Annotated in this window: 18 protein-coding genes; 9 read left to right on the forward strand and 9 right to left on the reverse strand. The window is 70.9% G+C overall.

The window, feature by feature from the left end; translation table 11 throughout:
- Window positions 1-228 precede the first annotated feature (228 nt).
- Genes ACQP2O_RS17930 through ACQP2O_RS17950 form a run of 5 tightly spaced genes read left to right on the forward strand, consistent with a single transcriptional unit; the run spans window position 229 to window position 10,003 of the window.
- Window positions 229-2,988, forward strand: a complete 2,760-nt coding sequence (locus tag ACQP2O_RS17930) for a family 78 glycoside hydrolase catalytic domain (protein WP_433185987.1) — start codon at window positions 229-231, stop codon at window positions 2,986-2,988.
- Window positions 2,985-4,277, forward strand: a complete 1,293-nt coding sequence (locus tag ACQP2O_RS17935) for an ABC transporter substrate-binding protein (RefSeq protein WP_433185990.1) — start codon at window positions 2,985-2,987, stop codon at window positions 4,275-4,277. The genes ACQP2O_RS17930 and ACQP2O_RS17935 overlap by 4 nt, the downstream gene beginning before the upstream one ends.
- Before the next feature lie 4 nt (window positions 4,278-4,281).
- A complete protein-coding gene (locus ACQP2O_RS17940) occupies window positions 4,282-5,220 on the forward strand; it encodes a carbohydrate ABC transporter permease (RefSeq protein ID WP_433185993.1) in 939 nt (312 codons plus the stop codon).
- Complete coding sequence (locus ACQP2O_RS17945) at window positions 5,217-6,047, forward strand: carbohydrate ABC transporter permease (RefSeq protein WP_433185996.1); 831 nt, start codon at window positions 5,217-5,219, stop codon at window positions 6,045-6,047. Before ACQP2O_RS17940 ends, ACQP2O_RS17945 begins: the two co-directional genes overlap by 4 nt.
- Window positions 6,044-10,003 carry a glycosylhydrolase-like jelly roll fold domain-containing protein gene (locus ACQP2O_RS17950; protein ID WP_433185999.1) on the forward strand — a complete coding sequence of 1,320 codons (3,960 nt, stop codon included), beginning with the start codon at window positions 6,044-6,046 and terminating at the stop codon, window positions 10,001-10,003. The genes ACQP2O_RS17945 and ACQP2O_RS17950 overlap by 4 nt, the downstream gene beginning before the upstream one ends.
- Before the next feature lie 231 nt (window positions 10,004-10,234).
- Here the strand turns inward: ACQP2O_RS17950 and ACQP2O_RS17955 are convergent, their stop codons facing one another.
- On the reverse strand, window positions 10,235-11,401 hold the full coding sequence (locus ACQP2O_RS17955; RefSeq protein ID WP_433186002.1) for an FAD-dependent monooxygenase: 1,167 nt from the start codon (window positions 11,399-11,401) through the stop codon (window positions 10,235-10,237).
- 69 nt (window positions 11,402-11,470) lie between these two features.
- Here ACQP2O_RS17955 and ACQP2O_RS17960 point away from each other — a divergent pair, with 69 nt between their 5' ends.
- Window positions 11,471-12,037, forward strand: a complete 567-nt coding sequence (locus ACQP2O_RS17960) for a TetR/AcrR family transcriptional regulator (protein ID WP_433186005.1) — start codon at window positions 11,471-11,473, stop codon at window positions 12,035-12,037.
- 161 nt (window positions 12,038-12,198) lie between these two features.
- On the opposite strand, the gene ACQP2O_RS17965 is transcribed toward ACQP2O_RS17960, so the two are convergent.
- Window positions 12,199-12,873, reverse strand: a complete 675-nt coding sequence (locus ACQP2O_RS17965) for a FadR/GntR family transcriptional regulator (protein WP_433186008.1) — start codon at window positions 12,871-12,873, stop codon at window positions 12,199-12,201.
- 23 nt (window positions 12,874-12,896) lie between these two features.
- Between ACQP2O_RS17965 and ACQP2O_RS17970 the strand changes: the two genes are divergently transcribed.
- Entirely contained in the window at window positions 12,897-14,207 is a 1,311-nt protein-coding gene (locus tag ACQP2O_RS17970; RefSeq protein ID WP_433186011.1) for a CynX/NimT family MFS transporter, read from the forward strand.
- Window positions 14,208-14,459: 252 nt separating this feature from the next.
- On the forward strand, window positions 14,460-15,383 hold the full coding sequence (locus ACQP2O_RS17975; RefSeq protein ID WP_433186014.1) for an MBL fold metallo-hydrolase: 924 nt from the start codon (window positions 14,460-14,462) through the stop codon (window positions 15,381-15,383).
- 4 nt (window positions 15,384-15,387) lie between these two features.
- On the opposite strand, the gene ACQP2O_RS17980 is transcribed toward ACQP2O_RS17975, so the two are convergent.
- The 5 genes from ACQP2O_RS17980 to ACQP2O_RS18000 all read right to left on the reverse strand — a co-directional run bounded on the left by ACQP2O_RS17980 (window position 15,388) and on the right by ACQP2O_RS18000 (window position 20,383).
- On the reverse strand, window positions 15,388-16,197 hold the full coding sequence (locus ACQP2O_RS17980) for a M15 family metallopeptidase (protein ID WP_433186016.1): 810 nt from the start codon (window positions 16,195-16,197) through the stop codon (window positions 15,388-15,390).
- 127 nt (window positions 16,198-16,324) lie between these two features.
- Window positions 16,325-17,053, reverse strand: coding sequence for an SDR family NAD(P)-dependent oxidoreductase (locus ACQP2O_RS17985; RefSeq protein WP_433186019.1), 729 nt, complete (start codon window positions 17,051-17,053; stop codon window positions 16,325-16,327).
- Between the two features lie 111 nt (window positions 17,054-17,164).
- Complete coding sequence (locus ACQP2O_RS17990) at window positions 17,165-17,887, reverse strand: DUF899 family protein (protein WP_433186021.1); 723 nt, start codon at window positions 17,885-17,887, stop codon at window positions 17,165-17,167.
- A gap of 172 nt (window positions 17,888-18,059) precedes the next feature.
- Complete coding sequence (locus ACQP2O_RS17995) at window positions 18,060-19,991, reverse strand: caspase, EACC1-associated type (RefSeq protein ID WP_433186024.1); 1,932 nt, start codon at window positions 19,989-19,991, stop codon at window positions 18,060-18,062.
- Window positions 19,992-20,038: 47 nt separating this feature from the next.
- Window positions 20,039-20,383, reverse strand: coding sequence for an effector-associated constant component EACC1 (locus tag ACQP2O_RS18000; RefSeq protein WP_433186026.1), 345 nt, complete (start codon window positions 20,381-20,383; stop codon window positions 20,039-20,041).
- A 137-nt stretch (window positions 20,384-20,520) separates the two neighbouring features.
- On the opposite strand from ACQP2O_RS18000, the gene ACQP2O_RS18005 reads away from it, so the two are divergent.
- Window positions 20,521-21,657 (forward strand): serine hydrolase domain-containing protein, encoded by a 1,137-nt coding sequence (locus ACQP2O_RS18005; RefSeq protein WP_433186029.1) that lies wholly within the window; start codon window positions 20,521-20,523, stop codon window positions 21,655-21,657.
- Window positions 21,658-21,691: 34 nt separating this feature from the next.
- Here the strand turns inward: ACQP2O_RS18005 and ACQP2O_RS18010 are convergent, their stop codons facing one another.
- Together ACQP2O_RS18010 and ACQP2O_RS18015 are read right to left on the reverse strand one after the other, a co-directional pair.
- A complete protein-coding gene (locus ACQP2O_RS18010; protein WP_433186032.1) occupies window positions 21,692-22,849 on the reverse strand; it encodes a hypothetical protein in 1,158 nt (385 codons plus the stop codon).
- A 246-nt stretch (window positions 22,850-23,095) separates the two neighbouring features.
- The gene (locus ACQP2O_RS18015; RefSeq protein WP_433186035.1) at window positions 23,096-23,581 is read right to left on the reverse strand and encodes a hypothetical protein; all 486 of its coding nucleotides are present in this window, start codon (window positions 23,579-23,581) and stop codon (window positions 23,096-23,098) included.
- Window positions 23,582-23,641 lie beyond the last annotated feature (60 nt).

The following is a 23,641-nucleotide window of genomic DNA, read 5'->3' on the forward strand; positions in this document are numbered from 1 at the left end:
ACATCCCATGGTGTGATTTCCCGGCGTCCGGCCGCTGGCCGGGTGTCGGGCGCGTTCCTTGCGCTCTTCGTGCGTCAGCGTCCCACCTGCGGTGTTACGAATTGGTCGCATCCCCTTGACGCGGGAAACGTGGATGTTACAAGCTCTGTGATCTGCGGCGCGGATTCATGCGAACAGTGCGGCGATCAGTGTTATGTCTCTGTCGTCCCCCTAGCGATGGAGGATCAGGTGACCGAGGGCGGTTCCTCACGCCACTCCCAACGATCCCACGGGCTCCGGCCGTACGCACTGTGCTGCGACCACCGGACGACTCCACTGGGGATCGGCGAGCCGACGCCACTGCTGTCGTGGCGGCTCGCCGCGGGCGATGCGTCGCCGCGCGGCGACGCGCCCGTCGCCTACCGGGTCGACGTCGCGGAGTCCCTGGACGGGCCCTCCCACTGGGACACCGGGCGGGTCGAGGACGCCGGCGCGACCGGGGCCGTCTACGCCGGCCCGCCCCTGCGGCCGAGGACGCGGTATCACTGGCGCGTCACGGTGTGGGCGGCGAGCGGCGGTGCCGAGAGCGCCGAGTCGTGGTTCGAGACGGGGCTCGGCGAGGGCGAGTGGCGGGCGTCCTGGATCGCCCGCGACTGGACCGCCGTGGACGTCGTCGACCCGCCGGAGGAGGGCGAGCGCGCGCTCGAATCCCACGGTCTGTCGCCGTGCCCGCTCCTGCGGCGCGAGTTCACCGCGTCCGCGGTCCCGGTCCGGGCCCGGCTGTACGTCAGCGCGCGAGGGCTGTACGAGCTCCGCGTCAACGGCGAGCGGGCCGGCGACGCCGAGCTGGCCCCCGGCTGGACCGACTACCGCCACCGCATCCAGTACCAGGCGTACGACGTCACCGCGTTCGTCCGGGAGGGCGCGAACGCCGTGGCGGCCACGCTCGCCGACGGCTGGTGGAGCGGGTACGTCGGGTTCGACCCGCGGCGGGCCGGCGCGCATTACGGAACGTTCCCACAGCTGATCGCGCAGCTGCACCTCGACTATCCGGACGGCTCCACCGAGGTCGTCGGCACGGACGAGACCTGGCGCGCCGCCCAGGGAGCGCTCCGCTACGCGGACCTGCTCATGGGCGAGTGCCACGACGCGCGGCAGGCCGTCGACGGCTGGGACGGGCCGGGCTTCGACGACGGCGCGTGGTCGGCCGCCCGGGTGGCCGACACGGACACGAGCCTCCTCGTGGCGTCCGTAGACGAGCCGGTGCGCGCGCTCGGCGAGCTGGTCCCCACGGAGATCCGGAGGGTCGGCCCGGAGACACACCTCGTCGACTTCGGGCAGAACTTCGCGGGCCGGGTGCGGCTGACCGTACGCGGCCTCGCGCCCGGCGGCCGCGTCGTCCTCCGGCACGCGGAGGCCCTCGACGAGGACGGCGCGCCGTACGTCGCCAACCTGCGCACGGCCGCGGCGACGGACGTCCTCATTGGACGCGGCGACGACACGGTCGTGTTCGAACCCCGCTTCACCTACCACGGCTTCCGGTACGCCGAGGTGACCGGGCTGCCCGAGCTGGACGCGGCCGACGTCACGGGCGTCGTCCTGCACAGTGACACGCCCTGGGTGGGCGCGTTCGACTGCTCGGACCCCGGCGTACGGCGGCTGCACCACAACATCACGTGGGGGCAGCGCTCCAACTTCGTCAGCGTGCCGACCGACTGCCCGCAGCGGGACGAGCGCCTGGGGTGGATGGCCGACGCGCAGGTGTTCCTGCCGACCGCGTGCCTCAACGCGGACGTCGCGGCGTTCTTCGCCAAGTGGACGCAGGACGTGCTGGACGCGCAGTCGCCCGACGGCGGATTCCCGAACGTCGCGCCGCGGCTGGCGGGCGTCGCCGACGAGGGCGCCCCGGGCTGGGCGGACGCCGGCGTGCTGATCCCCTGGCACCTGTACCGCGTGTACGGCGACGAGCGGTTCCTCGCGCGCAACCTGGACGCGATGGCCGCCTGGGTCGACCTGATCCATCGGCACAACCCCGACCTGATCTGGCGGACCAAGGTCGGCCCGCACTTCGCCGACTGGCTGTCGCTGGGCCGGCCGACCTCCCGTGAGGTGGTCGCCACGGCGTACTTCGCGCACAGTATCGAGCTGACCGCCCGCGCCGCCCGCGTCCTCGGCGACGGGCGCGCGGACCGGTACGCCGCCCTGGCCGCGGACGTCCGGCGGGCCTTCATCGAGGAGTTCGTCTCCGCCGACGGGCGGATCGAGGGCGACACGCAGACGGCGTACCTGCTCGCGCTGGCCTTCGAACTGCTCCCCGAAGAGCTCGCCGACCCGGCCGGGAAGCGGCTCGCCGCCCTGGTGGAGGAGAGCGGGCCCCGCCTGTCCACGGGATTCCTCGGCGTCGGCCTCGTCGCGCCGGTGCTCGACGGGCTGGACCGCCCCGACCTCGTGCACGCGCTGCTGCGCCGAACGGAGCAGCCGTCCTGGCTGTACCCCCTGCGGCACGGCGCCACCACCATCTGGGAGCGCTGGGACGGCTACACCGACGAGGACGGTTTCCAGGCCCCGGCGATGAACTCCTTCAACCACTACGCGCTCGGCTCGGTGGGGGAGTGGCTTTACCGCGGCCTGGCAGGGCTCGACCAGGCACCGGACTCGGTCGCCTACGGCGACCTGGTGATCCGGCCCCGCCCGTTCACGCCGCCCGGGGTCCCGGGCGCGGAACCGAGCTGGGCGGAGGCGGCCTACGAGTCGCCGCGGGGCCGGATCCAGGTCCGGTGGGAGCACGCGGACGGCCGGTTCCTGCTGGACCTGACCGTGCCGCCGGGCGCGACGGCGACGGTGCACCTGCCCGTGCCCCGTACATGGGACGTGCGGGAGGGAGACGACCCGGTCGGCGATGCCCCCGGGGTGGAGATCGTCGGCAGCGAGCCGACCGCGGAAGGGCGGTCGTTCGTATGCCGCGTGAGCTCGGGGGACTACCGATTCTTGGCAAGGAGGACGGAATGACATCGCGATTCGAGCGGATCGACCGCAGAGGGTTCCTGCGCGCGGCCGGTGGGCTGGCGGCCGTGGCGGCGCTGCCCGTCGGGCTGGCGGCCTGCGGCGGATCCTCCGGCGCCGGCGGTTCCGGCGGCGGGAAGACGCTGCGCCTGGTCGGCGTCGCGGACCAGCAGAAGGCCCTCGACGAGCTGACCAAGCTCTACACGCAGGCGAAGTTCAGCACCTCGTACGCGCCGACCGACCAGGTGGAGACGTCGCTGCGCACGCAGCTGGGCGCGGGCAACGCGCCCGACGTGCACGTCGTCTACCCGGGCAACGGCAGCGCCATGGCGATGGCGCAGATCGCGCAGGCGGGCCTGCTCGCCGACCTCAGCTCCCAGTCGTGGACGCAGCTGATCCCGGCCAACTTCAAGCCGGCGTTCCAGCTGCAGGGCAAGACGTTCATCTACTCGGCCGGGTCCAGCGTCATCGGCGCGATCTACAACAAGAAGGTCTTCCAGAAGGCCGGCGTGCAGCCGCCGAAGACCTGGACCGAGCTGCTCGACGTCTGCGGGAAGCTCAAGAAGGCCGGCGTGACGCCGATCGCGCTCGGCGCGCAGACGCCCTGGATCACCCAGCTCATCACGTACGCGCTGGTCCCATCGACGGTCTACGCGAAGAACCCGCAGTTCGACAGCCAGATGCAGGCGGGGTCGACGAGCTTCGCCCAGTCGGGCTGGCGTGACGCGTTCACGATGTACCTGGACCTGCAGAAGCGCGGGTTCTTCAACGACAACCCCAACGGCACGACGTTCGAACAGCAGACCTCGATGGTCGCCACCGGCAAGGCGGCGATGGCCGTGCAGGTCTCGGCGGTGCTGCCGGACTTCCGCAAGGCCGCCTCGAGCCCCGACGACCTCGGGATGTTCCCGTTCCCGGGCGCGGACAACGCGGACGGCGTGTGGATCCCGGCGGGCGTCGTCGTCGGCCTCGGCGTGAGCGCGCGCAGCCGCAACGCAGGCGCGGCCAAGGCGTTCATCGAGTTCCTCGGGAAACAGGAGAACATCAACCGCTGGGCCGAGGCCGTCGCCTGCATCCCGCTCCACCGCGACGCGTCCTCCAAGATCGACCCGGTGCTCGAGCCCTTCCTGCCGCTCATCGAGGGCAACAAGGCCGTACCGTTCATGGACCAGGCGTGGCCGAACGCCGAGGTCCAGCCCACCCACTTCGCCGTCGTCCAGGAACTGCTGGCCGGCAAGACGACGATCGACAAGGGCCTGGCCAAGATGGACCAGGTCTACCGGAAGAAGTCCTGACTCCATGACAGTGACCACCCCCCGAAGGGCCCGTCCGGCGACCGCGCTTCCTCCCGTGCGCGGTCGCCGGAGGGGCTTCCTCACGCCGCCGTGGTGGTTCGTGGCCCCGGCGCTGCTCGTGTACGCGCTCGTGGTGCTCTACCCGAGCATCTCGGGCGTGCTGTACGCCTTCACGAACTGGAGCGGCATCGGCGACAAGTCGTTCAACGGCCTGGACAACTTCAGCACGCTCTTCCACGACGAGCGGGCCGTCGGCGCGCTGAAGAACACGCTGCTGCTCACCGTCGCGATCGTCGTCGTGCAGAACGGCATCGGGCTGCTGCTCGCGCTCGGCGTGCACGCCCGGATCAAGTCGCGCACCGCCCTGCGGGTGATCTTCTTCGCGCCCGCCGTGGTCAGCCCGGTGATGATCGCCTTCCTCTGGAAGTACGTCTACAACCCCGACCCGCACGCGGGCCTGAACGGCCTGCTCGGCGCGTTCGGGCTCGGCGGGCTGCGGCAGGACTGGCTGGGCAACCCGTCGCTGGCGCTGTGGTCGGTCGCGGGGATGGTCGTGTGGCAGTACGCCGGCTACTCCATGGTCATCTTCCTGGCCGGGCTGGAGGGCGTCCCGGCCGACCTGCACGAGGCGGCGATGATCGACGGCGCCGGGCGTTTCCAGCGGTTCCGGTACGTCACCTGGCCGCTGCTGGCGCCCGCGCTGACCATCAACGTGATGCTGTCGACGATCGGCGGCCTCAAGCTGTTCGACCAGGTGTACGCCGCGACGGGCGGCGGCCCCGGCTACTCCAGCGAGACGCTGTCGACCGTGCTCTACAAGCAGGCGTTCGTCTACGGCAAGTTCGGTTACAGCACCGCGATCGCGCTCGTCCTCGCGCTGTTCGTCGCGGCCGTGTCGATGATCCAGATCGCGTACCTGCGCGGCAGGGAGGTCCAGGCATGACACACCTGCGGTACGGCTTCCGTACGTTCCTGCTCGAGCTGCTCATGGTCGCGGCCGGCCTCGCGTTCCTGTTCCCGGTGTACGCGCTCGTCACCCTGTCGCTGAAGAGCAGCAAGCAGATCGCGAGCGCGCCGCTGTCGCCGCCGACGTCGCCCACGATGGGCAACTTCTCGCGGGCCTGGTCGGCGGCGGGCCTCGGCTCCGCGCTCGTGAACAGCACCGTCATCACGATCGCGAGCCTGATCTGCCTCATCGCGATCGGTTCGTTCGCGGCGTACTTCCTGGCCCGCTGCGCCTCGCGGCTGGGGTTCACGCTGTACGTGCTGTTCCTGCTCGGCATCGTGCTGCCGTTCCAGCTCGGGATGATCCCGCTGTTCAAGCTGGTCGACCAGCTGGGGCTGCTCGGGACGTACCAGGGGATGATCGTCTTCTACACCGGCATCCAGCTGCCCTTCACGATCTTCCTCTACACCGGGTTCATCCGGGCGCTGCCCCGCGACTACGCCAACGCCGCGCTGATCGACGGCGCGACGCACCTGCAGGCGTTCACGCGCGTGGTGTTCCCGCTGCTGCGGCCGATCACCGGCACCGTGCTGATCCTCAACGCGGTGTTCATCTGGAACGACTTCTTCACGCCGCTGCTCTACCTCGGCGGCTCGGCCCGCGAGACCGTGCCGGTCCGCGTGTTCGCCTTCGTCGGCCAGTACGTCTCCGACTACGGCCTCGTCTTCGCCGGCCTGGTCCTGGCGGCGCTGCCGATCCTCGCGGTCTTCCTCGTGCTGCAGCGTTACGTCATCCGCGGGTTCGCCAGCGGACTCAAGGGATGACCACAGCGCACGGGATGGGGGCGGCTCACGGGATGGGGGCGGCTCACGGGATGACCGGGCTGCCGGCCCGGCTGGCGGAGGTCCTGGAACGTCCGCCGGCCGGGTTCTCGCCCGCCGCGATCTGGTGGTGGAGCGGCGAGCCGCTCGACCGGGCCCGGCTGCGGTGGCAGCTGGAGCGGTTCGTCGCCGGCGGCGTGCGTAACCTCATCATCTTGAACCTCGCGCCGTCCGGGCCGATGTTCGGCTCCGACGCCGACGAGCCGGCGTTCTTCTCCGAACCCTGGTGGGAACTGCTCGACGGCGTCTGCGCCGACGCGAAGGAACTCGGCGCGTACCTGTGGTTCTACGACCAGCTCGGCTTCTCCGGCGCCGACCTGCAGGCCCGCCTCGTCCAGGAGACGCCGTCGTACGCCGGGCGGTGGCTGGAGCGCCGGGACGGCGACGTCACGGTCGTCACCCGGGGCTTCGACTACCTGTCCCCGGACGCGTGCGCCACCCTCATCGACCGCGTACACGGGGAGTTCGAGCGGCGCCTGCCGCACTGGCTGGGCACCGTCCTCGTCGGCTCCTTCCAAGACGAGCTGCCCGCCCTGCCGACCTGGTCTCCGGTGTTCGCCGAGGAGTTCGAGCGGCGGCGCGGCTACGACCTGACGCCTCATCTGCGCCTGCTGTGGGTGGGGGAGGAGGACCCGGACGGCCCGCGGGTCCGCCGCGACTACCACCGCACCCGCGCCGAACTGGCCGAAGAGGCATTCTTCCGCCCGCTCGCCGCCTGGCACGACCGGCACGGCCTGGTGCACGGCTGCGACCAGCAGGACCCCGCCCGCGCCGGGCACCCGGTCGACGGCGTCCGGCTGTACGCCGACTACGCGCGCACGCACCGGTGGTTCGGCGCCCCAGGCTCGGACCACCACGGCGACGCGCGGATCCACTCCTCTCTGGCGCACCTGTACGGGCGGCCGCGCACGTGGATCGAGGCGTTCCACTCCAGCGGCTGGGGCGGCACGCTGGAGGAGACGTTCGACTGGCTGCTGCCGTGGCTACGGTCCGGCGCGACCCTCTACAACCCGCACGCGGTCTACTACACGACCAAGGGCGGCTGGTGGGAGTGGGCGCCGCCGTCGACGGACTGGCGCCAGCCGTACTGGCGGCACCACGGCGTCTTCGCCGACGCCGTCACCCGGCTCTGCGCCGCGCTGTCCCTGGGCCACCACGTCTGCGACGTCGCGGTGCTGCTGCCGACCGCGACCGCCCAGGCGGGCACCCGGCTCGACGGCGTCGACGAGGACGCCGAACGGGCCCAGCGGATCTACCGCGAGCTCATCGGCGACATGGCCTGGTTCCGTACGGTCCCCGGCGTGCTCGACCGCCTGAACCTGGACGCCGACGTCATCGACGACGACTCGGTCGCGCGGGCCACGGTGGCAGGAGGACGGCTACGGGTCGCCGGCGAGGCGTACGCCACGGTCATCCTGCCCGGCTGCACCGTGCTGGAGGACGCCACCGAACGGCGCCTGGCGGAGTTCGCCGCCGCAGGCGGCCGCGTGATCGCCATCGGCCCCGGTGCCGGTCGGCCCGGCGGACCGTACGAGTTCGTCGGCTCGCCGGACGAGCTGACCACCGCGCTGACCGGAGCGCCGCGCGTGGACGCGCCGGTGCCCGTCCTCGTCCGCGAGGTGGGCGGCGCGACGCTGGTGTTCCTCACCGCCGCCTTCCCGCGCGCCAGCGAGGTGTCCGTGGGCCGTCCGGACGAGCGCGGCATCGAACTGGGCTGGCTCGACGCCGTCTGCGACTTCGACCCCGGCCGGTACGCGGCCGAGATGCGCGTGCGCGTCCGCGGCACCGCAGGCCGTCCGCTGCTCGTGAGCCCGTTCGGCGGCCCGCCCCGGCCGCTGCCGTACGAGCGGGACGGTGACGTCACCGAGGTCATGGTCCCGTTCGACGACGGCCCGGCCGCCCTCCTCGTCTTCCCCGGCGCTTCGGATGCCAGCGGCCTTCCCGGAGCCGGTGAGCCGGACCCCTACGGCTCTCCCGGCGAGGAGAAGCCGGACGTCGGCGGCGAGGGACCGAATGCCGGCGTCGAGAAGCCGAATGCCGCCGTCGAGGGGTCGGATGTCGGCGGCTCTCCTGCTTGGACGTCCGAAGGCACCTCGATCGAGCTGGGGTCCACGTGGGAGATGGGGCTCGTCCCCACGCTCGAAGACACCTGGGGTGACTTCGCCCGTCCCAGCGGGTCAGGGTCGCCGGTGGAGCGGTGGGAGTTCCGGCACCGGGTCGAGACCGACGGCGACGACGGTCTGAGCGACGGCTGGGCGGCACCCGGGCACGACGACGCGGCATGGGAGGCCGCGTACGCGACGTTCGGGCCGCACACGCTCGCCACCGGTCCCGAGCATCCCGGCGAGCTTCCCGGCGCCTGGCCAGAGGACGGCGCGGACTGGAGGGCGGTGACGTACTCCTCGTCGCGGGGCATCCACAAGGACCCGATCCACCGCGAGACGCTTGGTCCCAAGGGACATGTGCCGGAGGAGTTCATGGACCTCGGCGACGTACCGGCGGGCCAGGCCGTGCATGTCCGTACCGAGCTGACGGTCCCGGAGACGGTCGCGGCGACACTCGCCGTCGGAGCGGCCGCGGCCAAGACCGCCTGGCTCGACGGCACGCGGGTACCCCTGGACGACGGCGGCCACCTCGCGATGGCGCCGGTCCGGCTGGAGGCGGGGACGCACGTCCTCGACCTGTGCCTGACGCCCGACGAGGACGTACGGCTGCGAGCGCACGTCGCGTTCGTCCGGGACCCGGACCGGTATCGGCGGCCCGAATGGATCGCCGCCGCAGGGCCCGCGCGGCCTGGTGCCCGTGTCGCCCTCACCACGACCGTCCACCTGGACGCCGTCCCCGAGCGGGCCGTCCTCCAGGTCGCCGCGATCGAACCCTGCCGGGTGCTCGTCAACGGGGTGGAGGCCGGGCGGCAGGGCGGGTTCGACCCTTACGCCGAGCACGACGCCCCGCGCGTACGGCGGTACGACATCGCCGAGGTACTGCGCGCCGGCGCGAACGATCTCACCCTCGAACTCACCGAGCGCGATGCCCCTGCGGCCGTTCTCGCCGACGGCGACGTCACCGTGACGGCGGCGTCGGGGTGGCGGGCGACCAGGGACGGCGAGCCGGTTCCGGTGACCGTGTGTCGTCGCCCGTACGGTGATCCTGCGGCGCTGCACCTGCGACGCCGGCCGCATCCGCTGCCCGGAGCGGCCTGGCTCGAGGACGCGCCCGCCGACGGCTGCGTCCTGCCGGTCGCGTTCGCCGTCCCGCGCGCCGGCGCCGAGCGGACCGAATGGTTCCGCTTCGGCATCCCGCCCGGCGCAACCCGCATGGACCTCCTGATTCACGGCGAGCCGCAGGTCTTCGTCGACGGTGCCCGTGTGCCTCTCGCCAGCGGGAGCCAGGCAGAGGACGGGGAGCGGCCCGCACGGATCTCCGTGGAGCTGCCGCCCGGGGGAGGCGTACGCGCCGGGGCGGTGCGGATCCGGACGCGGCCAGGCTTCGAGGGCGGTGCCGCGTTCGCCGCGCCGATCCGGTTCGAGGTCGGCAGCGGGCGGATCGAGCAGGGCGACTGGGAGTCCGTCGGCCTGGCGGAGTACAGCGGGGGAGTCCGCTACCGTACGCGCGTCGACCTCACGGTCGGCGGCCGTATGGTCCTCGACCTGGGGCGGGTGCGCGGGACCGCCGAGGTCTTCGTGAACGGGCGGAGCACGGGCGTACGGGTCTGCTCGCCGTACCGCTTCGACCTGACCGACGCGGTACGGGAGGGCGCGAACGACCTCGAGGTCCTCGTCTTCGGCACGCTGGCGCCCTATCTCGACGCGGTGAGCCCGACGCACTTCGTGTTCCCCGGTCAACGGGCGTCGGGGCTGTTCGGCCCGGTCCGCCTGCTCCGCGCCTCCGGCGGCTGAGCGCACGGCGCTGCGCCTGGGCCTCGTGCGTCTGCACCCGTTGCGTCCGGACCGGCGCGGCCGGGTCTGGTGCGTCCGGACCGGGTGCGTCCGGGGCTGCCTCCGGATCGGATGCGTCCGAGGCGGCCTCCGGTCCGCTGTGTCCGGGTCCGCCCCCGGATCGGGTGCGTCCGGGGCTGCCCCTGGATCCGATGCGTCCGGGTCTGGTGCACCGGAGCCGATGGGGCCGGATCAGTGGGCCAGGGTGTACTCGGGGAGTGCCGGGGTGCTCTTGGTCAGGCGTTCGACGGCGCCGAGTAGGCGCGTCAGCGGCAGTCGGGCGACGGTGTCGCGGAGGCACTGGCCTCCGGCGGTCTTGGGCACCATGAGGCGGACGTTGGGGCCGATCTGCTGCTTCTTGTCGACCAACGGGCGGTGGGCGTCGTCGTAGCGGGGGAAGGCGATGAGGTGATCTCCGCCGGCGGCGGCGAGTTCGCCGGCGAGCCGGTAGGCGCCGACCAGGGCCAGTTCCGCGCCTGCGCCGGAGGCCGGGGAGGCGCACCAGGCGGCGTCGCCCACCAGCGCCACCCGGCCCGCCGACCATGAGTCCATCCGCACCTGGCTCAAGGCGTCGAAGTAGAACTCCGGGTCGGCGAGCGCGGAGGCGAGCAGTTCCTCGGTCCGCCACGACGACTCGCCCGCGAACGCCTCGCCGACCAGGCGCTTGTGCTGCTCGATGTCGCGGTGGTCGTAGGCCAGCGGCTCGGAGCGGAAGATGAAGTACGCCTTGGCCTGGGCGTGGTTGCCGGAGCGGTAGACGCCGGTCATCTTGCCGGGCACCGGGTTGTGCAGGGTCACCCAGCGGTTCTCGCCGAGCGACGCGTCGGCGTTGGCGAAGGCGAAGTAGTGGTCCCGGTGCCGGACGAACCGCTCTTCCGGGCCGAAGGCCAGCCGGCGGACCGTGGAGTGCATGCCGTCGGCGCCGATGACCAGGTCGAAGCGGCGGGTGTCCGCGTGGTCGAAGGCGACCGTCACGCCGTCATCGTCCTGTTCGAGGTGGCGGATGGAGTCGCCGTAGAGGTATTCGGCGTCGGTCTTCTCGTGCAGGAGCGCCACCAGGTCGCCGCGCATGATCTCGATGGCGTCGGCGTCCCGGGTGTCGATGCGCGCGATGGCCCGGTCGTCGGCGTCGACGAACTTCATGCCGTGAACGTCGGCGGCCGCCGCCCGCACGTCCGGCATGAGCCCCATGCGCTCGACCACGTCGACGGCCTGGCCGCGCACGTCAACGCCGTTGCCGCCGGCGCGCAGCCCGGGGGCGCGCTCGATCACGGTGGGCCGGAAGCCGTACCGGGCCAGCCAGTGCGCCAGCGTCAGCCCGGCGATGCTCGCCCCCGAGATCAGGATGCGCTCGTTCATGGTGGTCCTCTCGCAGTAGAGTAAGTGAAATACGCATTCCAGTTAGATTATGTGGAAGGGGCATTCCAGATGTCAACGGGTGGCGGGAGCGGGCGCAGGGCCGACGCCGTACGTAACCGGCGGCTCGCCCTTGAAGCGGCCACGGCGCTGCTGGCCGAGCCGGGCACGCGCCTCACCGTGGAGGCCATCGCCAAGAAGGCCGGCCTGGGCGCGGCGACCGTCGTGCGCGCCTTCGGCGGCAAGGACGCCCTCCTCGACGCCGCCGTGTCCGGCCTGCTCGAACCGGTGATCCGGCGCGCCCGGGAGCTGCTGGATCAGATCGCTCCGGAACAGGCGCTGCGCGCCTTCCTCGCCGAGCTGATCGACTTCCAGTCCACTCACCACGCCATCAGCGACGAACTGGACGGCCTGGACGTGCCGGCCACCGTGGCGCTGCGAGGTGAGCTGGTACGGGTCGTGGAGGAGATGGTCGACGGGGCGCGACGGGACGGCGCGATCCGCACCGACCTCGATCCGGCCGTCGCCACCGTCCTGATCGGTCAGACCGCCTACGCGATCGCGCGGACCCGACCGGCCTCCCCGGAGCTCACCGCCGCGTTCATCACGGTGCTCATGGACGGCCTGCGCCCGCGCTAGTCCACCCCCGGCGACGAGGTGTCGTGACCCCACGATGCGTCCATGTGCCTTAGCGCTGGTTCCCGTTCATCGGTGGCGCCATGAAAGGGACTCCGGCCTGGAATACGGAACGCGTCTCGAGCACGCCATCACGGAGCTGGAACGTTGCGATCTGGTGCCGGTCAGCGGGCGACGCGGCAGCCGGTGTGGTGGGCCGCGGCCTCGGCGGCGGCCGTGTCCGCGTCCCCGGCGCGGACGGCGTCGAGCAGGCGCGCGTGGTCCATGTACTCGCCGGGGGACAGTTCGGCCCCGAAGTGCTCGCGGAGCGAGTCGCGGATCACCTGCCCGAGGTCGGCGTACAGCTCGGACAGGACCTCGTTGTGCGAGGCGGCGACCACCGCCAGGTGGAAGGCCGCGTCCGCGTCGACGAAGACGTCCCGGTCGCCGGACTCCCAGGCCTCCTCCCGTCGCTTCAGGAGCGCGTCGAGTCGCCGTAGGTCGTCGTCCGTCCGGCGCTCGGCCGCGAGCCTCGCCGCCGAGGCCTCCAGAGTGCCCCGTACCTCGGCCACGTCGCGCTGCTCGACAGCGGCGAAGCGGCGCTGCATTACGCCGGCCAGCTCGCTGGTCGCCACGACGTAGGTGCCCGAACCCTGGCGGATGTCGAGCATCCCGTTGTGCGCGAGCGCGCGTACGGCCTCGCGCACGGTGTTGCGGGCGACGCCCAGCTGCTCGACCAGCTCTGGTTCGGTCGGGATGCGTGACCCGACCGGCCAGGCACCCGAGGTGATCTGCTGTCGCAGCCGGGCGATCACCTGGTCGGACAGAACCGCCCGGCGGGGAACTGGACCGAGATTCATCCCATCATTCTACGATTAGCGTTATGTCGAACAATGAGGCGGTTCGTCCGCACTGTGCCGAACCGCCGGCGGACCAGATCCGGCCCGCTTTCGGGAAGCGTCACCTGGCTGCGGCCGCCCTCGTCCTGGCCGCGCTCAACCTGCGTCCCGCCGTGACGAGCGTCGGCCCGGTGCTCGAAGAGGTACGCGCCGCGCTGGGGATGAGCGCCACCGTCGCCGGGCTGCTCACCTCGCTCCCGGCGCTGTGCTTCGCGCTCGTCGGCTTCGCCGCGCCCCGCCTCGCCCACCGCTACGGCGCCGAGGGCGTCATCGCCACCGGCGCCGTCGTGATGGCGATCGGCCTGGCGACGCGTCCCTTCGCGTCGGGCACGTCCGTGTTCGTCGCGCTGAGCGCCGTCGCCCTCGCCGGGATCGCGGTCATCAACGTGCTGCTGCCGGTGGTCGTCAAGCAGCGGTTCCCCGACCGGGTCGGCGCGATGACCGGCCTGTACTCCATGGCCCTCAACGTCGGCGCCTCGACCGCCGCCGCGGTGACCGTTCCGCTGGCCCGGGGGTTCGGCGGTGACTGGCGTGCGGGGCTGGGAGCCTGGGCGGTCCTCGCGGCCGTGGCCGTGCCCGCGTGGTTCCTCCTCGCCCGCCGCCGTACCGCGGCCGCACCGGGCACTGGCGTGCCCGTCCCCGCCCGCGATACCCCCGCGACCTCGGAGCCGGACGTGGACATCCCCGCGTCCGATGCCCCGGTGCCCGATGCCCCCGCGTCCGGTGTCCGCGTCACCCGGAACGCCACCGCCTGGGCGCTCGCGGTGTTCTTCGGCCTGCAGGCCGGCGCCGCGTACGTCATCATCGGCTGGCTGCCGCAGATGTTCCGCGACGCCGGGCTGTCGGCGGAGACCGCCGGTCTGCTGTTCGCCGTCACGTCGCTGCTCGGCGTGCCCCTGTCCTTCGCGCTGTCCGCCGTCGCGGGCCGCCTGCGGAACCAGAGCGGTCTGGCGGCCGCCCTGGCAGTGTGCGGCCTGGCCGGATACGCCGGGCTGTGGTTCGCGCCGGCCGCCGGGGCATGGCTGTGGGCCGTGCTCCTCGGCCTCTCGAACTGCGCCTTCCCCCTGGTCCTGACGATGATCGGGATGCGCGGCCGGGACGGCGCGACGGTGACGCGGCTTTCCGCCTTTTCGCAGAGCACCGGCTACCTGCTGTCGATGCCCGTGCCGATCCTCGTCGGGACGCTCTACCAGCACAGCGGCGGCTGGCGGACTCCGCTCACCCTGATGGCGGTGCTCATGCTGCTGCAACTGGTGGCCGGCCTCGTCGCGGGCCGCGATCGCCGGATCGGCTAGGGCCTGTCTCGAAGTCCCCGTCCGTAGCGAGCGGCGTCCAGGTGGTGCCTCGCAAGGCGGAGGAGGGAATCAGCCCGGTGTTGGCTGGCGACCGACGACAACGCGGCGAGGCGCCGCCTGGACGCCGCGCAGTAGGACAGCGGGACTTCGAGACAGGCCCTAGCCCCGCTACGATCGCCGCATGTCCGCGGGCACGGTCGTCTTGGTGGCCGCTTCGTCCCCATCCAGAGGCAGGAAAGGCGTGGGATCGCGATGGCCGACGGTGCTGAGGCGCGACTGACCGAGGTTGCTCCGGGGGTTTTCGCCTGGCGGCAACCGGATGGTTCCTGGTGGATCAACAATGCCGGGGCCGTGCACGGCGCCGACGGCGTCATCCTCATCGACACCTGCGCGACCGCCGCGCGGACCCGCCGGTTCCTCGCCGCGGTGGACCTGGCGACCGGTGGCGGCCCGGTGCGGATGGCGGTCAACACCCACTTCCACGGCGACCACGCGTACGGCAACGCGCTCCTTCCCGACTCCACCGTCGTGGTCGGGCACCGGGTCACCCGCGAGCAGTTGCTGGGGGACTTCATCCTGAAGTCAACCCCGCCGGTCTGGTCGCCGTCGCCCGACTGGGGCATCTCGCAGGTGCGGCCGCCGACCGTCGTCCTGGACGACGAGCTGACGCTGTTCACCGGGGAGCGGCGGATCGAGCTGCGGCATCCCGGGCACCGCGCTCACACGGGTGGCGACGTCGTCGCCTGGCTGCCGGAGGAGCAGGTGCTGTTCACCGGCGACCTGATCTTCCACGAGGTGACGCCGCTGGTGTTCATGGGCTCCGTCGAGGGGGCGCTGCGCTCGCTCGACTGGCTGGCCGGCTTCGGCGCGCGTACCGTCGTCCCCGGCCACGGCGCGCTCATCACCGGAGATCTCTCGCCGGTCCTCGCGGCGCACGAGGCGTACTACCGCTTCATCCTCGACACCGCGCGGAACGGCAGGGCGGCGGGGCTCACTCCTCTGGAGGCGGCGCGGGAGTGCGATCTCGGACCCTTCGCCGAATGGCCGGACCGTGAGCGCGTCGTCCTCAACCTGCACCGCGCGTACGCGGACGCCGAAGGCGGCGAGCTCGACCTGCTCGCCGCCTTCACCGACGCCATCGACTACAACGGCGGCCCGCTGCGCTGCGCCGTCTGAGGGCTCAACGCCGCCCGGCCAGCGAGCCGTGCGAGACCGGGAAGTCGAAGTAGGTGTTCGGGAACGGCTCGGGCTGGTACGTGAAGTGCCACCACTCCTCGGCGAGGTTGACGAAGCCGGCGGCCTCCATGCTCTTCTTCAGCATGAGCCGGTTCGCGTGCTGCACGCCCTTGATCCGCGGGTCGAGGGTGTGCGCGAGCGTGTCGAAGCAGTCGAACCCGGTGCCCATGTCGATCGAGTTGTCGGGGAACCGCTGCGCCTGCGGTGCGTAGCAGGGGACCAGGCGCTGTCCCGGCCGGTACGGCGGCGTCGGCCGGGCGGGCAGCTTCACGATGGTCAGGTCCATCGTGCTGCCCCGGCTGTGCCCGGACTTCTCGGCGATGTAGCCGTCCGCGAACAGCCGCGACTTGTCGACGCGCGGATAGAACTCGGCCTTCATCGAGGTGGCCTTCGGGTCCTTCGCCCACCGTACGAAGTTGTTCACGGCGCGCTGTGGGCGGTAGCAGTCGTACACCTTCAGCGAGTAGCCCTGGCGCAGCAGTTTCCCCTGGACCTTGTGCAGGGCCTCGGCGGCGGGCCGGGTCAGGATGCAGATCGGCTGCCGGTATCCGTCGATGCGCGCGCCCACGAAATCGTGCACCGTGTAGTAGCGCATCTCCTGGATGATCGTCGGGTCGACGTCGCTCAGCGCGACGAACTCCTTGGGGGCCTTCGGCTCCGTACGCGCCTGCGCCGCGGGGGACGCGGCGGTGACGGCGAGGAGCGCCGCGATCGAGACGGCGAGGCGGCGGAGTGCGGTGGCGGGTTTCTGCATTCTTCTGGCCTATCAGGTCGCCCCGCTTCCGGGAAGCCCGGGCGAATCGGCGGCCCGCCCGGCCGCTTGCCCGTCGGGGGCGGGACGGCTTGGCTGTCCGTCAGGACGCGGAACGGCCGCCGTTCGGTCAGCCGAACCGGCCGCTGAGAGCGCGGAAGACGCCCGGCGCCGCGCCCCTGAGCCGGGACGGCAGCCGGAGCCAGCCCGGCACATAGCACTCCGCGCGGCCCTGTTCGATCGCGGACACGATCGTCCGCGCCACTCGCTCCGGTGGGATCGGCCGTGGCCGGCGGCGCGCGTACGGGGTCCCTCGCCGGTCGAAGAAGGGCGTGTCGACGACGCCGGGCAGGACCACCGACACGCCGACGTCACGCAGTTCATGGCGCAGCCCCTCGGCGAAGACGATCAGTCCGCCCTTGGTCGCGGAGTACACCGCCTCCTCCCGTACCCCGACCGCCCCGGCGATGGAGGCGACGAACACCACGTGGCCGGCGCCGCGCTCGATCATGCCGGGCAGCAGCAGTCGGGTCAGCAGGATCGGGGCGGTGAGGTTCACCGCGGCCAGCCGTTCGATGGCCTCGCCCGGCATCCGCGCGAGCGGTCCCGCCCAGCCCGCCCCGGCGTTGTTCACCAGCACGTCCACCGGCCCGGTGCGTGAGACCAGGGAGGCGGCGTCCGCGGTCAGATCGCCCACGACGGCCCGGCCCCCGGTCTCGGCGGCGACGGCGTCGAGCCGGGGCCGGTCACGCCCTACCAGGACGAGACGCGCCCCGGCCCTCGCCATCTCCCGCGCGGTCGCCGCCCCGATGCCGGAGGACGCCCCGGTGACCAGTACCCGAGCACCGCTGAGCCGCATGCTCCATGACTTCCCCCGGGCCGCCTCGGCAACCGGTGACGTACGCCGCCTGCCTCAAGGGCCTTTCTCGAAGGCGCCGCGCAGTAGGACAGCGGGTCTTCGAGGCAGGCCCTAACGCACCGGCCCGAGGTCGTCGGAGCGTCCGGCTTCCAAGCGGGGCCACTGGGCGCTGGGACGTCCGTTGGTCCGGGCGATGTCGTCGGCCTGCGGCCAGCCGGCGGGCGAGTCCTCCCACGCCTCCTGCCGCCCGTACGCGGTCCTGTCCAGGAGGCCGTAGGTGACGTCCATCACCTCGACGCCACGGCCGGTGGTCCAGTACGTCTCGAACACCCGGTCGCCCTGGCGCAGGTAGCTCGCCAGCATGAACGGGCCGCGGCCCGCCATCAGGACGTCGATGGACTCCGCCGCGGAGTACCAGGGCACGTCCCAGCCCATGAAGTCGCGGTAGCGGACGCTCTCCTCGTACGGGCCCTGGCAGAAGGTCGCGTACGTGATGTCGCGTACGTGCAGGTAGGACAGCTCGCGGACCTGGCTGTTGAAGAACGTGCAGCCCTCGCACTGCTCGGTGGCCGGGTGGCCGGTGTTCCACATCTGGTAGTAGGCGATCAGCTGGCGGCGGCCCTCGAACGTCTCCAGCAACGTGACCGGTCCGGCCGGGCCGACCAGTGTGGCGCCGGCGTCGACCTCCACCATCGGCAGCCGGCGCCGAGCGGCCGCGATCGCGTCGCCTTCGTGGGTGTGCGCCTTCTCCCGGATCCGCAGCACGTCCAGTTCGGCCTGGTAGCCGGCCCGGTCCGCGATCTTGGGCGCCGGTGCGGTGATGTCGGTGTTCATGAGATCTCCGTTCGTCCCTGGTGGACTTTCGCCCAACCGACGAAGGCGGCCGGCTCACATCGACATCGCCCGGCGAAAAACCTCAGAGATCTTCGAGTGACCGAGCGTGCCGCTCCGAGCATGAGCCTCAACCAACGCGGTCAGCGAGCCGGCCAGGCCCATCCTCTGGGTCCTAGTGTTGGTGGGTGCCGTATCCGCATGCATCGCAGAATCGGTCTCCATGAGATAGGGCCTGCCCGCAGGATGAGCAGAAACTCGCCGGGATGCCGGTGGACTTCCATTCAGTGCGGGGGCGTAGGCCCGCCTCGATCGCGGCTGCCAACTCGGCCTGGCCGGTGTAGTGCGCGACCTGTGCATTGACGCGGGTATGGGCTTCGTCGTCGGTCCAGCATGCGGGGATCAGGGCCTGCGCGACGACCTCTTCCCCGGCTTCGGAAGAGCCTTCAGGGGTGTCGGTGCTGATGATGCTCACCTGGGCTGCGAGCACTTCGATTCTGGTCTTTCGCGGGGGGATTTTAATGGTGAGGTGGTAGTCGCGTGATTCTCTGCCCCAGACGCCGAGCGGGTAGTCACGGGTGTCCCGGGCTGACGTGGCGAAGGACGTGGTGAGATCCTCGGTTGTCGGTGAGACTTGTCTGAGGACCTTCACATGGGGACCATCGGGCGTCTGAATTCGCAGGAACGGGTTGAGCGTGGTCTTGCCCATCCAGGACGAGACCATGTTCCGGAATTCCGTGGTCAAGTCGGTCGGGTGCGCGACCACGTCGACGCTCCCGTTCAGCTTTGTGGCGATCTCGCGGAGTTCGTCCACGCGCCAGTCGGTGCCCAGCCCCCGGCAGTCACAGCTGAACTTCCCCCGGCACGCGTCCAACGCGGCCTTCAGTTCCGCATCGGTCTCAGCGTCGTCGACCGAGTCGGTGAGGAGGATCGCGTGCGCGAGATCGACGTCGGCGAGGAGCTCGGCGGCCGCGGTCAGCCACCGGCCGAACGCGACTCCCGAACCCGTGCGCAGGCCGTCGACGGCGGTCTTCGCCTCGCCACGTGTCGCGCGCGACGCGGTCGCCAGCGCCTTATCGGCGGGTGGATAGACGACGGTGGCCGCGCCGGTGCCGGCGATCACCGCGAAGCGTGTTCCGTCCGCCAGCATCTCGATCGCCGCGATCACCGCTTGTTTCGCCGCGGACAGCCGGCCCGAATCCATGGATGGCGCGCATCCCAGCAGGAACACGACGGCCCTGCGTTCCGGAGCGACGGCCGTCGCGCCGATGCCCACGCCGCCAGGAGTCTCAGCGGTCACGGTGATGATGGCGTTGACCTCATCCCCGCCCGGCGGCAGGTACTCGTTGTGGAAGACCTCGATACGAAAGTCGAGGGGCTCCAGCGACACCGATCGCGACCTGAGTTCGGCCCGGTGGGCGCGGTTCCGCACCAGCGGGATCCGTCCACCGAGGCTGGTATTACGTTGCTGAGGCTCGGGATAGGACTTGCTCGAACACCGGCGGCGGATCTGCTCATAGAGTGGCTGACACTCGAGAACCGATCCGGCATCGGGGATTCCTTCCCCGAGTACCGCTATCAGCTCGCCGGTAAAGGCGGTGAATTCGGCTCCCTGCGGAGCGAGCGCCGTCCTCGTCGACGCGGTCGACGTCAATACGTAGGTGCCCTCGATCAGGGCACGATCGGCGACCTGGGCGCCGGAGACGCCCATGTCCGCGCCGATCGCGCGACCGCTGAAACAGCAGTCGAGAATGAGTACCTTCCGAGCGGCGCGCGTACGGCGGAACGCCAAGCGGACCTGTTCGAACTCCAGCGCCGTCCACAGGTGCTCCTGGCTGGTGCCCGGCGTGGCGAGGAACAGAGCACCGTCATGTTCGGCGCACAGCCCATGCCCGGCGTAGTACACCAGGAACAGATCCTGCGCGGCCTGGGCGGCCGCATCGAGCGCACCGGCGATCACCTCCCGCCCGGCATCGAGGATGACCGCGCAGTTGTCCTCACCCAGCCCCCACAGTTCGGGATCGGTGAGAAGCGTCCTGAGGCGGTCGAGATTGCGCGTGACCCCGGGCAGCTGTTCCAGATGCTCGTAGCCGGCGGTGCCGACCAAGACGGCACGCGAGAGTTCGGGACTTGCAGGCATGACGAGCCCGCGCCTCACTCGTTCTCGGACAACGCATCGATCACTCGCTGCCGGCTGTCGTCCGACCCGTCGGAGTCCTCGACGCGGCGGCCATCCCGTTCGAACTCGGCTTTGGGTTTGCTCGTCCGCGTGGTGCGCCAGGCGCCGTACGCGATGAGCACATTCGCCAGGCTGACGAGATCGGTGAAGACCAGTTGAATGGCATCGAAAGCGCCGCCCTGGTCCTCCGGCCCGGCAGGTGCGCCGAGCAGCCTCACGGTCACCTCACGCGAGACGTCCGGATCCCGCCGAAGCCACTCGCACAAAGACCGGATCGTGGCGTCGTCGTCCTCCTCCGGGAATCGGATCGCGACATCCACCGAATCCTCCCTGCCACCAAAGAAAGTCAACGACCGCCAGTGTCTCAGGTCTTCGATTCGGCGGGGGCTACCTCCACCTCGGATGAGAGGGGTGACTCCAATGTGTCCGGCCGCGCCGCTTCACTAGCTTCGCCATCATGAAGATCTCAAAGCACGCGTCCGCCGTCGTCGCCGGATCCGTACTTGCGGGTGTAGCGCTGCCCATCGCACCGACCGCCGCATCAGTGGTTCCGCCGCCGTCTCGGCAGACGTTGGTGCGACAGGCGGGCAGGGTCGTCGCGGCCGGCGTACCGGGCGTCAACATCGAGACGCGCGATGAGCATGGCACCCGCTCCGTCGTGGCCGGTGTAGGAAATCTCCGCACCCACGAGCCGCCGCGGCCTTCCGGACAGTTCCGCATCGGCAGCGTCACCAAGTCGTTCACGGCGACCCTGGTGCTCAGCCTCGTCGCGGATGGGCGGATCGACCTCGATGCCCCGATCGACCGCTACCTGCCGGGGGTGCTGCCGTACTCCGAGCCGATCACCGTCCGTCAGTTGCTGCAGCACCGAAGCGGTCTGTTCGACTACGGGAGCGTCCTGTGGCCGGACCCGAAGACCGTGGCCCGGTCGCGATACCGGGACTACGCCCCGGCCGATCTCGTGCGCATCGCCACGCGGGAGCCGCTGCAGTTCACCCCCGGCAGACAGTTCCTGTACTCCAATACCGACTACGTCCTGCTCGGCATGCTCGTGGAGAAGGTCACCGGCGACAGTTACGCACACCAGTTGTCCCGGCGCGTGCTGGACCCGGCCGGGTTGCGGCACACCTACCCCGCCGGACACGGTCCGCGGCTGCGGCAGCCGTCGGCGCGTGGGTACGAGGCCGTGTATTCGTCGACCCGGTTGACGGATCTCACCACCTTCAACATGTCCGCCGCGTGGGCGAGCGGCGACATCGTCTCCACCACCCACGACGTGAACCTCTTCTACTCGGCGCTGCTCGGCGGGCGACTGGTGCCGCCCGCCCTGCTGCGCCAGATGCAGCAGACCCAACCCGCCTTCCCCGGATTCACGTACGGACTGGGCCTCGGGCACACCGAGATGTGCGGTCGGCAGGTCTGGGGCCACCAGGGAGGCGTGCCCGGGTACGGCACCTACAGCTTCACCAGCCCTCAGGGCCCACGCCAGATCACGATCTCGGTGAACCGAAGCCTCAGGCTGAGCCCGGCCGCCGGAAAGGAGATCAACGCGCTCATCGCCGACGAGTTCTGCGGCGACCCGGCCCAGAGATGAGGCCGCCGCAGCGTCGCGCGCCGACCCGAGGAGGTCAACCGGTCAGGGTGCCGTAGCCGTCGTTGCCGAGGCCGGTCGCGGTCTGACTGGTCCAGAGGTCTCCCTTCGCACCCAGGGAGGTGACGTCGCCGATCACCTGGGTGTCCACCTGGTCGCGGGGGAGGGCGCCGGCCTGCGCGACGTCGTGGGCGTACGCGGAGGCGGCGCTACCCGCCGAGGAGACCAGGCCCGGGGTCAGCGAGGACCATGGGGAGCTCAGCGCGGCGCTGCCGCCGCCGAGTGCGAGGGAGGAGCCGTTCAGCGAGCCGTCACGGTTGGAATCGAGCACGTTGCCGCTGTTGTAGGTCGACTGGTTGGAGCCCATCTGGTAGTAGGCGTTCGAGGCGTTGGTGGTCCTCGGGCCGGTGATGAAGTAGTTGTCCACGACGTCGTGGGTGAACTTGCCGCCGGAGTTCCCGGCGGTGTAGCCGGCCTGGTAGTCGTAGACGACGTTGCCGATGTACTGAGTATTGGCCTTCGCCAGCGGGTTGCGGTTATGGGAGTTGGCGAAGATGTCGTGGTACCAGGTGAAGGGGCCGCCTTCGGTGTGGGCGCCGAACTGCTGGCCGATCGGGTCGGCGATGATGGAGTCCTGAATGGTGATGTTGGAGGCGCCGACGGCGTCGACGTCGTCCCACTTGGCGAACTCGACCGAGACGTGGTCGAAGATCATGTTGCTGCTCTGGTAGAGCGACAGGCTGGCCTTGCCGCTGGCCGGGTCGAGGGTGCCTTCGCGGAACCGGACGTTGCGGACGATGTCGTTGGAGGAATTCGCGAACGACACCTCCCGGGCCATGAAGCCGACACCCTGGCCGGGAGCGGTCGTGCCGTCGATCGTGATGTCGCTCGTGACCGAGACGGCGGAGGACAACTTGATGTAGCCGGCGACGTCGAACACCACGATGCGGTGGGAGGCACTGACCGCGTCGCGGAACGAGCCGCTGCCCGAGTCGTTCAGGTTGGTCACGTGGTACGTCGTGCCGCCCGCGCCGCCGGTCGCGCCGGCGCCGTAGCCCACGGCCCCCGGGAAGGCGGACGCGGAGGCGGCGGGGGCCTGGGCCGTCCATGCGGCGCAGACGAGGCCGGTGACGGCCGCGCCGAACAGGAGCGCACCGCCCCGCGGTGAGGTACGACGGCGTTTGAAGACGGACATGTGACCTCCGGATGAGCGGGCTTCGTGACGGTAAATACCGGACCGCGAATCGTCAAGGCGAGGTGATGATCGAGGGTGCGGATCCGTCGTCGGCCACTTCCGTGTGGCATCGATGTCGCCGGGTCGACGTGGGCCTTCATCAGCGGATTCGGAGGCTGGCGACTGGTCGAATTTCGGAGATCAGAGGCGCATGAGGCCGGTCCCTTGCCGGTGAGTTTTTCACGCCGCTTTCAAAGGGTGTGGCTGTCAGTACCTGCGGGGCGGATTCGGTCCGTTGGGAGGCTGGGGCGGGCTGGGCGGATACGGCTGGTTGGGGTAGGGCGTGGCCGCGGGGTAGGGACTGTTCGGCGGTCCGCCGGCTGCGGGTGGCTGCTGTCCGTACGGCCCGTGCTGGGGGTAGGGGCCGCCGGCCGGCCCCGACGGCGGCGCACCGTACGCTGGTGCGGCTGCGGCAGGGGAGCGTCGCCGGGCCACCATGAAGACGACGGTGAGGACCATGAACAAGGCGCCGACGCCGATGAGCGTGTAGCCCTCGTCGTGGGTCTTGGACAGTTGCTGGGCGGAGTCCCGGGCGACCCTGGAAAAGCCATGGTGGGAGATGGTGATGCACCGGTCGTCCGGTCCCATCGACCTGCCGTTGCAGGTGGCGGTCGTTTTCGTGCTGAGGAACGCGCCGTAGGCGATCGCGGCGACGCCGATGCACAACGTCACGATCAGTCGGCCTGGCTTCACGAGCTCTGCTCCTGTTGGTGATGGCTGCGATACGTGAGGGCGCCGGTTGCCACGGCGGGC

Source organism: Actinoallomurus sp. CA-150999, from assembly GCF_050942425.1.
In the GTDB taxonomy this organism is placed as follows: domain Bacteria; phylum Actinomycetota; class Actinomycetes; order Streptosporangiales; family Streptosporangiaceae; genus Actinoallomurus.